Annotated in this window: 10 protein-coding genes; 9 read left to right on the top strand and 1 reads right to left on the bottom strand. The window is 70.2% G+C overall.

All coding sequences use genetic code 11. The annotated features are described in order from the left end of the window. Window positions 1-5 precede the first annotated feature (5 nt). From GQ56_RS0117175 to GQ56_RS0117140, 8 genes are all read left to right on the top strand, one after another. The gene (locus tag GQ56_RS0117175; protein ID WP_031399828.1) at window positions 6-449 is read left to right on the top strand and encodes a low molecular weight protein-tyrosine-phosphatase; all 444 of its coding nucleotides are present in this window, start codon (window positions 6-8) and stop codon (window positions 447-449) included. Continuing rightward, window positions 443-1621 carry a polysaccharide biosynthesis/export family protein gene (locus GQ56_RS0117170; protein ID WP_031399827.1) on the top strand — a complete coding sequence of 393 codons (1179 nt, stop codon included), beginning with the start codon at window positions 443-445 and terminating at the stop codon, window positions 1619-1621. The genes GQ56_RS0117175 and GQ56_RS0117170 overlap by 7 nt, the downstream gene beginning before the upstream one ends. Before the next feature lie 50 nt (window positions 1622-1671). Further along, a complete protein-coding gene (locus GQ56_RS0117165) occupies window positions 1672-3897 on the top strand; it encodes a polysaccharide biosynthesis tyrosine autokinase (RefSeq protein ID WP_031399826.1) in 2226 nt (741 codons plus the stop codon). Window positions 3898-3962: 65 nt separating this feature from the next. Continuing rightward, window positions 3963-4922 (top strand): glycosyltransferase family 2 protein, encoded by a 960-nt coding sequence (locus tag GQ56_RS0117160; protein WP_031399825.1) that lies wholly within the window; start codon window positions 3963-3965, stop codon window positions 4920-4922. Window positions 4923-4971: 49 nt separating this feature from the next. Continuing rightward, window positions 4972-6108 carry a glycosyltransferase gene (locus GQ56_RS0117155; protein ID WP_031399824.1) on the top strand — a complete coding sequence of 379 codons (1137 nt, stop codon included), beginning with the start codon at window positions 4972-4974 and terminating at the stop codon, window positions 6106-6108. A gap of 10 nt (window positions 6109-6118) precedes the next feature. After that, entirely contained in the window at window positions 6119-7585 is a 1467-nt protein-coding gene (locus tag GQ56_RS0117150) for an O-antigen ligase family protein (protein WP_031399823.1), read from the top strand. After that, complete coding sequence (locus GQ56_RS0117145; protein ID WP_031399822.1) at window positions 7582-8766, top strand: glycosyltransferase family 4 protein; 1185 nt, start codon at window positions 7582-7584, stop codon at window positions 8764-8766. The genes GQ56_RS0117150 and GQ56_RS0117145 overlap by 4 nt, the downstream gene beginning before the upstream one ends. Continuing rightward, window positions 8766-9932, top strand: a complete 1167-nt coding sequence (locus GQ56_RS0117140; protein WP_031399821.1) for a glycosyltransferase family 4 protein — start codon at window positions 8766-8768, stop codon at window positions 9930-9932. Before GQ56_RS0117145 ends, GQ56_RS0117140 begins: the two co-directional genes overlap by 1 nt. A gap of 121 nt (window positions 9933-10053) precedes the next feature. On the opposite strand, the gene GQ56_RS0117135 is transcribed toward GQ56_RS0117140, so the two are convergent. After that, entirely contained in the window at window positions 10054-11289 is a 1236-nt protein-coding gene (locus GQ56_RS0117135) for an MFS transporter (RefSeq protein ID WP_031399820.1), read from the bottom strand. A 160-nt stretch (window positions 11290-11449) separates the two neighbouring features. On the opposite strand from GQ56_RS0117135, the gene GQ56_RS0117130 reads away from it, so the two are divergent. After that, window positions 11450-12385, top strand: coding sequence for a hypothetical protein (locus GQ56_RS0117130; protein WP_031399819.1), 936 nt, complete (start codon window positions 11450-11452; stop codon window positions 12383-12385).

Below are 12385 nucleotides of genomic sequence, written 5' to 3'. Positions count from 1 at the left end.
CCGCCATGTTCCGGAACATCCTGATCGTCTGCCACGCCAACGTCTGCCGCAGCCCGGCGGCGGAGCTGCTGTTCAAGTCGCACGCCGCGTCGCGCGGCGGCCCGCGCCCGACGTTCCATTCGGCCGGCGTGCAGGCGAACGACGGCGACGGCATCGATCCGGTGATGCGGCGGCTGCTCGCCGAGTGCGGCGTCGATGCGACGCCCCATCGCTCGCGCCGGCTGTCGCGCCGGATCGTGCGCGACGCCGACCTGATTCTCGTCAGCGAGCGCGGACAGATCGCGGCCGTCGAGGCGGTCGATCCGTTCGCGCGCGGCAAGGTGCACCTGCTCGGCAAGTGGGAAGGGGCCGAGATTGCCGATCCGCACGGCGGCCCCGAGGCCGACTACCGCGAGAGCTACTCACTGATCGAACGCCTGGTTCAAGGATGGCTACAGAAACTATGCTGAAACGCCCGCTGCGCCCCGTGGCGCTTGCCGTCGCGCTGACGATCCTCCTGTCGGCCTGTGCGACCGCGCCCGGCAACTACCTCGATGCGTCGAACCTGAAGGACGAGGGCCGGCAGACCGCGGCCGAGACCTACCCGGTTCATTACATCGACGCCACGGTCGTGATGGACCAGTTGCAGAAGCAGCAGGTCGAGCATCCGCTGCCGCCGGGGCGCTACGCCGATCCGGCGCAGTACGTGTACCGCGTCGGCCCGCAGGACATCCTCGGCGTCACGGTGTGGGACCACCCGGAACTGACGACGCCGCAGGGCCAGTCGTTCTCGAGCGGCGGCAACACGACGCAGACGATCGCGGGCGCGCTGCAGCAGCCGTATACGACGGCGCTGCCGGGTCAGGCCGATCCGTACGGCCAGACGGTGGCCGCCGACGGCACGATCTTCTTCCCGTTCGTCGGCCGGATCCGCGTGGCCGGCAAGACGATCGCGCAGATCCGCGAGGAGCTGGCGGCGAGCCTGTCGCGCTACGTGAAGAAGCCGCAGCTCGACGTGCGCGTGCTGTCGTTCCGCAGCCAGAAGGTGCAGGTGACGGGCGAGGTGAAGCAGCCGGGCCCGCTCGCGGTGAGCGACGTGCCGCTGACGCTGGTCGACGCGATCTCGCGCTCGGGCGGCTCGACCGCCGAGGCCGATCTGCAGCGCGTGCGGCTGACGCGCGACGGCCAGCTCTACACGCTCGACGCGAACGGCCTGCTCGATCGCGGCGAAGTGCGGCAGAACGTGATGCTGCAGCCCGGCGACATCGTCAACGTGCCGGACCGCAGCGACAGCCGCGTGTTCATCATGGGCGAGGTCAAGACGCCGGTCACGGTGCCGATGCTCAAGGGCCGGCTGACCATCGCCGACGCGCTGACCGCGGGCGGCGGCATCCTCGACACCGATGCGAACCCGCGCAGGATCTACGTGATGCGCGGGATGCGCGACAACCCGACGAAGCCGGAAGTGTTCCGTCTCGACATGACGCAGCCCGATGCGCTGATGCTGTCGAGCCGCTTCCCGCTTCAACCGCTCGACGTCGTCTACGTCAGCACGGCCGGCTCGGTGCAGTTCAACCGCGTGCTGCAGCAGGTGCTGCCGACGATCCAGACGATTTTCTACATGAAGCAGATCACGCGCTGACAGCCCGCCGGGGCGGCGCCTCCGCCCCGGCACCACTCAAGCGGGAACGAATGGTGAACACGCAAGCGAAACATGTCTACGCGGATCCGGCCGCGAAAACCGAGGAAGAAGACCTCGTCCTGGGCCAGTTGCTCCAGGTGATCATGGACGACATCTGGCTGCTGCTCGGCATCGCGGTGACGGTCGTCGCGCTCGCCGGTCTCTATTGCTACATCGCGAAGCCGGTCTACCAGGCCGACGTGCACGTGCGGGTCGAGGGCAACGACAACACGTCGCAGGCGCTCACGCAGACGCAGACGGGTGCGGTGATCAACAGCGGCCCGCAGCAGGCGCCGACCGATGCGGAAATCGAGATCATCAAGAGCCGCGGCGTGGTGGCGCCGGTCGTCGAGCAGTTCAAGCTGAATTTCTCGGTCGTGCCGAAGACGCTGCCGGTGATCGGCAGCCTCGCCGCGCGCGTCGCGACGCCGGGCGAGCCGGCGCGGCCGTGGCTCGGCCTGAAGTCGTACGCATGGGGCGGCGAAGTCGCCGACGTCGATTCGATCGGCGTCGTGCCCGCGCTGGAGGGCAGGAAGCTGACGCTGACGGCCGGCCCGGACGGCACCTATGCGCTCGCCGACGACAACGGCGGCCGGCTGCTGTCGGGCCGTGTCGGCGAAGCGGCGCAGGGCGGCGGCGTGACGCTGCTCGTGTCGAAGCTCGTCGCGCGCCCCGGCACGCAGTTCACGGTGATCCGCTATAACGATCTCGACGCGATCACCGGCTTCCAGGCCGGCATCCAGGTGACCGAGCAGGGCAAGCAGACGGGCGTCGTGCAGATCTCGCTCGAAGGCAAGGACCCCGGGCAGACCGCCGCGATCGCGAACGCGCTCGCGCAGTCGTACCTGAACCAGCACGTGGTCGCCAAGCAGTCCGAAGCGACCAAGATGCTCGACTTCCTGCAAGGCGAGGAACCGCGCCTGAAGGCCGATCTCGAACGCGCGGAAGCCGCGCTGACGCAGTACCAGCGCACGTCGGGCTCGATCAACGCGAGCGACGAGGCGAAGGTGTATCTGGAAGGCAGCGTGCAGTACGAGCAGCAGATCGCCGCGCAGCGCCTGCAGCTCGCGTCGCTCGCGCAGCGCTTCACCGATTCCCATCCGATGGTGATCGCCGCGAAGCAGCAGCTCGCCGAGCTGCAGGGCGAGAAGGACAAGTTCAGCAACCGCTTCCGCAGCCTGCCGGCCACCGAAGTGAAGGCCGTCCAGCTGCAGCGCGACGCGAAGGTCGCGGAGGACATCTACGTGCTGCTGCTGAACCGCGTGCAGGAGCTGTCGGTACAGAAGGCGGGCACCGGCGGCAACATCCACCTCGTCGATTCGGCGCTGCGCCCGGGCGATCCGGTCAAGCCGAAGAAGGTGCTGATCCTGTCGGCCGCGGTATTCCTCGGGCTGATCCTCGGCACCGGCGTCGTGTTCCTGCGCCGCAACCTGTTCCAGGGCATCGAGGATCCCGACCGCATCGAGCGCGCGTTCAACCTGCCGCTGTACGGGCTGGTGCCGCAGAGCGCCGAGCAGGTAAAGCTCGACGCGGCGGCCGAGAAGGGCGGCAGCCGCGCGCGGCCGATCCTGGCGAGCCTGCGACCGAAGGATCTCGGCGTCGAGAGCCTGCGCAGCCTGCGCACCGCGCTTCAGTTCGCGTTGATGGACGCCAGGAACCGCGTGATCGTGCTGACGGGCCCGACGCCGGGGATCGGCAAGAGCTTCCTGACGGTCAACCTCGCGGTGCTGCTCGCGCATTCGGGCAAGCGCGTGCTGCTGATCGACGCCGACATGCGTCGCGGCCTGCTCGACCGCTACTTCGGGCTCACCGTGCAGCCCGGCCTGTCGGAGCTGCTGAGCGACCAGGCGGCGCTCGAGGATGCCGTGCGCGACACGCCGGTGCAGGGCCTGTCGTTCATCGCGGCCGGCACGCGCCCGCCGAACCCTTCCGAACTGCTGATGTCGGCGCGCCTGCCGCAATACCTCGAGGGGCTCGGCAAGCGCTACGACGTCGTGCTGATCGATTCGCCGCCGGTGCTCGCCGTCACCGACGCGACCATCATCGGCCGCATGGCCGGTGCGACCTTCCTCGTGCTGCGCTCGGGCATGCATACCGAGGGCGAGATCGCCGACGCGATCAAGCGCCTGCGCACCGCGGGCGTCGATCTGGAAGGCGGGATCTTCAACGGCGTGCCGCCGAAGGCGCGCGGCTACGGACGCGGCTATGCGGCCGTGCACGAATACCTGAGCGCCTGATGCGCGGCGCACGCAGCCGGGCGGGCCGCGCCCGCCGCCCGCCCGGCCGACTGGAGAACCCGACGATGAAAATTTCCGTGCTCGTTCCGACCTACCGGCGTCCCGCCGACCTCGCGCGCTGCCTGCAGGCGCTGCAGCGGCAGCAGCGCCTGCCCGACGAGGTCGTGGTCGTGGCGCGCCCGGAGGACGACGCCACGCACGAACGGCTCGCCGATCCGGCCGTCGGAGGCGCGCTGCCGCTGCGCATCGTGCCGGTCGATGTGCCGGGCCAGGTTGCCGCGCTGAACCGGGGGCTCGACGCGACGTGCGGAGACATCGTCGCGATCACCGACGACGACGCGGCGCCGCACCCCGACTGGCTCGCGCGCGTCGAGGCCGCGTTCCGGGCCGATCCGCGCGTGGGCGCGGTCGGCGGGCGCGACTGGGTCCACGAGAAGGGCCGCGTGCTCGACGAGTCGCGCGAACGCGTCGGCCGGCTCACGCTGTCGGGCAGGATCGTCGGCAATCATCATCTCGGCGTCGGCGGCATGCGCGAAGTCGACATGCTGAAGGGCGCGAACATGAGCTACCGCCGCGCCGCGATCGAGCGGCTGCGCTTCGACACGCGGCTGCGCGGCGCGGGCGCGCAGGTGCACAACGACATGGCGTTCAGCATGAGCGTGCGGCGCGATGGCTGGAAGCTCGTCTACGACCCGGCGATCGCGGTCGACCATTTTCCGGCCGAGCGCTTCGACGACGATCGGCGCGACGCCGCGTCGCTGAATGCGCTCAGCAACGGCGCGTACAACCTGCAGCTGACACTGCGCGAGCATTTGCCGCCGGTCCGGCGCGAGATCGCGTGGTGGTGGTGGACGCTGGTCGGCACGCGCGTCTATCCGGGCGTCGCGCACGTGCTGCTGTCGCTGCACACCACGCGGCGCGCCCGCGTGCTCGAACACTGGCGCGCGGTGCGCCGCGGCGCACGCGAGGCGCGCCGCGCGAACCCGGCCGCGCGCGGCGCGGCGCTGCCGCCGGTGGCGTCTTGAACGGGCTGCGCGCGCAACGCCGCGCAGCCGAACCCGGAGGAGGGCTCGCATGACCGCGACCAAGGTCCATGTCCATCTGTTTTACGGCGCCGATCCGCGTACCTACCGGAAAGGCGAGAACATCGGTTGCCTGTACGGCTATCACCATGCCGAATCCGACGAATTCCGGCTGACTTATTCACGCGACGGCGGCGAGGGCCGTGTTGCCGGCATCGCGCGCCGCGCGCTGAAGGCGGCGCTCGGTTTCGATGTCGTGCATGCATGGCGCAACCGGGCCGCGCTACTGGATACCGACGTGATCTGGACGCATACCGAGCAGGAGCATCTCGCCGCCGCGCTGATCCTGAAGCTCGCCGGCGCGCGCGGCCGGCGCCCGCTGCTGCTCGCGCAGAGCGTGTGGCTGTTCGACCGGTGGAGCAGCTTCGGCGCCCCGCGCCGCTGGCTGTATCGCACGCTGCTCGCGCGCGCCGATGCGCTGACCACGCTCGCCCGCGACAACGCCGAGCTGTGCCGCCGCCATCTGGGGCGCGACGCCGAGTTCGTCTACTACGGGCTGAATACGCAGGATTTCCCGATCGGCGAGCCGCGCCAGTGGCAACCGAACCGGCCGCTGCGGATCGCGGCGATCGGCAACGACCGCGACCGCGACTGGCGCACGTTCCTCGCCGCGTTCGGCGGCGACGCGCGCTACGACGTGCGGCTCGCGACGCGCCGCCGCGTGCCGCGCGCGTGGCATGCGCCGAACGTGACGATCGGCGCGGCGTCGGGGCTCGCGAAGCAGCACGCGCTGTACGCGTGGGCCGACGTGATCGTCGTGCCGCTGCGACCGAACCACCACGCGTCGGGCATCACCGTGATGCTCGAGGCGGCCGCTGTCGGCAAGCCGATGATCGTGTCCGACGTCGGCGGGCTCGGCGACTATTTCCCGCACGACACCGCCGCCTATGTGCCGGCGTTCGACGCGCAGGCGATGCGCGAGGCCGCCGAGCGCTTCGTCGCCGAGCCGGGCGCGGCGCTCGACTGCGCACGGGCCGCGGCCGCGTGCCTGCGCGAGCGCGACCTGACCACCCGGGCGTTCGCCGAGCAGCACGTGCGGATCACGCGCGACATGCTGCGCCGGCGCCCTGCGCCGGCGGCCGCGGGCAGCGCGATGCCGCTTGCGGATTCGCATCCGTCGTCGCGCTGAGGGCGGGCCGATGAGTACGCTTGCCGCCGAACGCGCGCCGCCGCGCCGCCGCAGCCGCTTGCCCGAACCGAAGCACTGGGTCGGGCAGGCCGGGTTGTGGACGTTCACCGCCGCGCTGATCGCCATTCACCAGGGCAAGGTGCTGACGCTCGCGTTTCCGGTGCTGGCCATCGCGGTCGGCATCTGGCTGTATTTCAAGAGCCCGGCGCGCTACGTCGGGTTCATGTGGTGGGTGTGGTTCCTGAGCCCGGAGGTGCGGCGTCTCGCCGACTGGTCGAAGGGCGCGTTCACGCCGACGAGCCTGATCCAGGTCGCGCCGCTCGCGGTGACGATGATCGCCGGCTTCGGGCTGATCCGGCATTACCGCGTGCTCGCGCAGCGGCGCGGGATTCCCGTCCTGCTGATGCTGTTCGGGCTCACGTATGCGTACCTCGTCGGGATCGTGTCGAGCGGCGTGATGGCCGCCACCTACGACCTCGCGAACTGGGTGTACCCGGTACTGATCGGCTTTCACATCATGGTCAACGCGCGCAACCATCCCGAGTATCGCGACGTGCTGCTGTCCACCTTCATGTGGGGGATGCTCGTGATGGGCGTGTACGGCGTCGTGCAGTACTTCGTGATGCCGCAATGGGACGTGCTGTGGATGATCGGTTCCGACATGGGGTCGCAGGGCGAGCCGGTGCCGTACGGCGTGCGCGTGTTCAGCACGATGAACTCGTCGGGGCCGTTCGCGTTCGCGATGATGGGCGCGCTGGTGTTCGTGCTCGCGGCGCCGCAGAAGATCCGCTGGTTCGCGGGGGCGGCCGGCTTCGTGTCGTTCGCGCTGTGCCTCGTGCGCTCGACGTGGGGGGGCTGGGTGATCGCGCTCGCGATCCAGCTCGCGCAGTCGAACAACCGCGTACGGATGCGGATTCTCGTCAGCGGCGTCGTGCTGGTCGGGCTGTGCGTGCCGCTCCTGACCGTCGGGCCGGTGGCCGACCGTCTCGGCCAGCGGCTCCAGTCGATCGGGAACCTGAAGGACGACCGCAGCTACGACGATCGCAACAAGTTCTACGCGACCTTCGCGCAGACGGCGTTCACCGACGTCGCCGGCGAGGGGATGGGCGCGACCGGCGCATCCACGAAGCTGTCGAGCGACAGCGGCGAGCTCGGCAAGTACGGCAGCTTCGACAGCGGCGTGATGAACGTGCCGTTCGTGCTCGGCTGGCCCGGCACGCTGCTGTACCTGGCCGGCGTCGCGATGCTGTTCGGCCGCACGCTGCGCGCGGCGTTCAGGCTGCGCAAGGACAAGTTCGTCGGCGCATGCCTGAGCCTGTGCCTGTCGACGCTCGCGATGCTCGTGTTCACGAACTCGCTGATCGGCACGGGCGGGCTGCTGATGTTCACGGCCATGTTTTCGATTCTTGCCGCGGCGCACTGGCAGAAGGCGCAACGCCTGCCGGCCGCCGCGCACTTACGGGGAGGCGACCATTGAAAATCGCGATCGTCACGCACGTCGTGCGGCATAACGACGGCCAGGGCCGCGTCAACTACGAAATCGCGCGCGCGGCGCTGGCCGAGCAGTGCGAGGTCACGCTGGTCGCGTCGCACGTCGCGCCCGAGCTGCTGGCCGACCCGCGCGTGCGCTGGGTGCCCGTGAAGGTCGGCGGCTTCTGGCCGTCGAATCTCGTCAGGCAGCAGGTGTTCGCGCTGAAGAGCGCGGCCTGGCTGCGCGCGCACCGCGGCGACTACGACGTGCTGCACGTGAACGGCTTCATCTCGTGGATCGGGGCCGACGTGAATACCGCGCACTTCGTGCACGGCGGCTGGTTCAAGAGTCCGTACTATCCGTTCGGGCCCGCGAAGGGGCCGTGGTCGGCGTACCAGTACGTCTATACGCGCGTGAATGCCGTGCTCGAGCGCTGGGCCTACCGGCGTTCGCGCGCGATCACCGCCGTGTCGCAGAAGGTGGCCGACGAGATCGCCGCGCTCGGCATCGACCGCGGCAAGATCAGCGTGATCTACAACGGCGTCGACGGCGGCGCGTTCGCGGGCGCGCAGGCCGATCGGGCGGCGTTCGGGCTGCCGGGCGACGCGTTCCTGCTGCTGTTCGTCGGCGACCTGCGCACGCCGCGCAAGAACCTCGGCACCGTGCTGAAGGCGCTGACGAAGCTGCCGGCGAACGTGCATCTCGCGGTCGCGGGCTATCTGCCCGGCAGCCCGTATCCGGACGAGGCGCGCGCGCTCGGCATCGATGCGCGCGTGCATTTCCTCGGCCTGGTGAAAACCATGCCGACGCTGATGCGCTCGGTCGACGCGTATGTCTTTCCGTCGCGCTACGAGGCGATGAGCCTGTCGCTGCTGGAGGCGATGGCGGCCGGGCTGCCGGTCGTCACCGCGCGCACGGCGGGTGGCGCGGAAATCATCACGCGCGACTGCGGGATCGTGCTGGAGGACCCGGACGATCCGGCCGCGCTCGCCCGGGCGATCGAAACGCTCGCGGCGTCCCGCGACACCTGTCGCGCGATGGGCGACGCCGCGCGCGAACTGATGACCCGTTTCGGCTGGGCGCACATGGGCGCCCAGTACGTCGCGCTTTACCGGCGCATCGGCCAACCCTCGCAGCCGTCCGCATTCGAGCGGGTCGAGCATGCGGTCACGCAGGAGCCATCGTGATGTCCTCATCTTCCCGGCCGATCAGATCGTTGCAGATCGGCATGCACTGGTTTCCCGAACGCGCGGGCGGCCTCGACCGGATGTATTACTCGCTCGTCGGCGCATTGCCGGGCGCGGGCGTCGAGGTGCGCGGGCTCGTCGCCGGCTCGCCGAAGGTCGCCGACGACACCGGCGGCTCGATCCAGGGCTTCGGCCCCGCGACGGAGCCGCTCGCGCGCCGGATGCTCGCCGCGCGGCGCGCGCTGCGCGCGGAGATCCGCAGCGCGCGGCCGGACGTGATCTCGTCGCACTTCGCGCTGTACACGTTCCCGGGCCTCGACGTGACGCGCGGCATTCCGCAGGTGTCGCATTTCCAGGGGCCGTGGGCCGACGAAAGCCAGGTCGAGGGCGCGGCGTCGCTCGGGCAGCGCGCGAAGCGCTATCTCGAACAGGCCGTCTATACGCGCTCGTCGCGGCTGATCGTGCTGTCGCAGGCGTTCGGCCAGATCCTGACGAACCGCTACGGGATCGATCCGTCGCGCGTGCGCGTGATTCCCGGCTGCGTCGATACCGCGCAGTTCGATACGCCGCTCACGCCCGGCGACGCGCGGCACCGGCTGCAACTGCCGCAGGACCGGCCGATCGTGCTGGCCGTGCGGCGGCTCGTGCGGCGCATGGGGCTGGAGGACCTGATCGACGCGATCGGCCTCGTCAGGCACCGTCACCCGGACGTGCTGCTGCTGATCGCCGGCAAGGGCAAGATCGGCGAGGAACTGCAGCAGCGCATCGACGCGGCGGGGCTGCAGGACAACGTGAAGCTGCTCGGCTTCGTGCCCGACCATCATCTCGCGGCGCTGTATCGCGCGGCGACGGTCAGCGTCGTGCCGACGGTCGCGCTCGAAGGGTTCGGGCTGATCACCGTCGAATCGCTGGCGTCCGGCACGCCGGTGCTGGTCACGCCGGTGGGCGGGCTGCCGGAGGCGGTCGCGGGGCTGTCGAACGATCTCGTGCTGCCGTCCACCGGCGCGGCCGCGATTGCCGAGGGGCTCGGCGCCGCGCTGTCGGGTTCGATCGCGCTGCCGGACGAGACCGCGTGCAAGCGCTACGCGCGCGATCATTTCGACAACGCGGTCATCGCGCGGCGCGTCGCCGGCGTGTACGAAGAGGCGATCCGGGCGGCGGGCTGAACGGCCGCGACGGGCATCGCGCACGCCGGGCCGGCGAGCGGCGCGGCGTGCGGTCGGCTCGGGCGCACGCCGCCCGCGACGGGCGAGCCCGCTTCCATGCGATACGCGACGCCCGCACGCGTCACGCGCGCCGGCGCGTCGCGGCCCAGAAGCCGAGCGCCGCGACGCTCACGACCGCGCCGAGCGTGCACACGCCGGTCCATCCGGCGCGCGCATACATCATCGTCGACGCGATCGCGCCGAGCCCGCTGCCGGCCGAGTAGAACAGCATGTAGCAGCCGACGAGGCGCGCATGCGCATCGGGCCGCGCCTCGAAAATCATGCTCTGGTTGACGACGTGGACGGCCTGTCCGCCGATGTCGAGCAGCACGATGCCGACGATCAGCAGCGCGATCGACGTATTGCCGAACGCGAGCGGCAGCCACGAGCACGCGAGCAGCGCGAGCGCGGCGCCGGTGGTCGCTTCGCCGCGCCCGCGATCCGCCAGCCGGCCCGCGCGTGCGGCCGCCGCCGCGCCCAGTGCGCCGACGAGGCCGAACGCGCCGATCTGCGTATGCGACATCGAATGCGGCGGCGCGCTGAGCGGCAGCACGAGGGCGCTCCAGAAGATGCTGAACGCCGCGAACATCAGCAGCGCGATCGCACCGCGCACGCGCAACGCGCGCACGTCGCGCAGCAGCGACACCATCGAACGCAGCAAGGCGGCGTAACCGATGCGCTCGCGCGGTTCGTCCATGTCGGGCAACAGCCGCGTCAGCACGACGAGCATCGCGATCGTGAGCGCGCCCGACGCGAGATAGACGGCCCGCCAGCCGGCGATATCGGTGACGACGCCGGCCAGCGAGCGCGCGGCCAGCAGCCCGATCACGACGCCGCCCTGCGCGGCGCCCACCACGCGCCCGCGTTCGCCGGCGCCCGCGAGTGCGGCCGAGCACGCGATCAGCCCTTGCGTCATCGCGGTGCCGAGCAGCCCGATCGCGATCATGCCCGCCAGCAGCGCGACGCGCGTCGACGCCGCGGCCACGCCGATGCACGCGGCCGTCAGCAGCAGAAGCTGCACGGTGATCAGGCGCTTGCGGCTCAGCAGGTCGCCGAGCGGTACGACGAACAGCAGCGCGAGCGCGCAGCCGAGCTGCGTGGCCGTGATGACGCCGCCGACGGCGGCCTGCGGCACGCCGAAATCCCGCGCGATCGAATCGAGCAGCGGCTGTGCGTAGTAGACGTTCGCGACGCTCGCCGCGCAGCAGACGGCCAGCAGCGCGACACTTGCGGCGGACAGGCGGCCGCCGTCGGCCGGAGACGCCGCGTGCGTGGCCGGGCTCGCGGCAACGCCGCCGGACTGACAGGAAGAATCCATGGGTTCCCTCTCGCAATGTAGTTGCAAATTAAAACTGGTGTGAGTGTAGGAAAAGTAGTTTTAAAATGCAACCTGTTGCGTGGCGGGTGCCGGGTGGCGCGCGCGATCGCCGTACCGTCGGATAGACTGTCGCGATCGTCCTGACCGGAGCCGCATCGCCATGTCCCACCCGCTGGATTCCGCCGGCTATCGGCGGCTGCTCGACCTGCAGCGCAGGATCCACGACTACTGCGAGCAGGAAGGGGCCGAGGACGGGCGCGATCATGCGGATCCGGCGGAGCCGCTGTGGCTGACCGATTTCAACCATGTCGCCGTTGCGCCGATGCGGGCCGGGCTGCACGTCCGGTACTTCGGCGGCGCCTGGGACGAGCCGTTCGACTGGATGCTGCAATGCCTCGCGGAACGCGACGTGGCGGCGTGCGTGACCGACCTCGCGTTCAGCGGCCCGGACGAAGGCGCGAACGGCTCGCGCGAATGGGATTTCGGTCCGCTGCTCGATTCGGACGCGCAGTTCCCGATGCTGCGTTCGCTGTACGTCAGGCCCACCGAGCCGGCCGATCGCAACCAGTCGATGATCGTGCGTCGCGGCCGGATCATGCAGGAGGGCGGCGAGATCGCCCGCTTCGTCGCGAAGGCGCCGTTTCTCGCCGAGCTGACCGTGCCGAACGCGCCCGATGCGGCGTTCTTCGCGGTGCCGCTCGCGCATCTGAACCGGCTGCGCATCGGCGGCGGATCCGATACGCAGCAGTTCATCGACCGTCTGGCCGGCAGCGACAGCCTGCCGTCGCTCGGCTGGCTCGATTTTTCCGAATCGACGGAACTGCATTCAACGTGGAAGCACCGCCGCGACGCCGGCAGCGTGACGTCGTTCGATGCGTACGAGCGCCTGTTGAGAAGCCCGGCCGGCCAGCGGCTCCATACGCTGGCGCTGAGGAATACCTGTCTCGATCGGGAGGCGCTCGACGCGCTGCAGGCGCTGCATCCGCGGCTGTCGTTCAGCGTGATCCAGGCCGGCAGCGGCGGCTACGTGAGCCATTTCAGGGAGAACGTGTTTCCGTGGCGTCACCTGGTCCAGCGCGATCCCGGCGACGCATGA

Source organism: Burkholderia paludis, from assembly GCF_000732615.1.
In the GTDB taxonomy this organism is placed as follows: domain Bacteria; phylum Pseudomonadota; class Gammaproteobacteria; order Burkholderiales; family Burkholderiaceae; genus Burkholderia; species Burkholderia paludis.
This window is presented reverse-complemented; position numbering and strand designations above follow the sequence as displayed.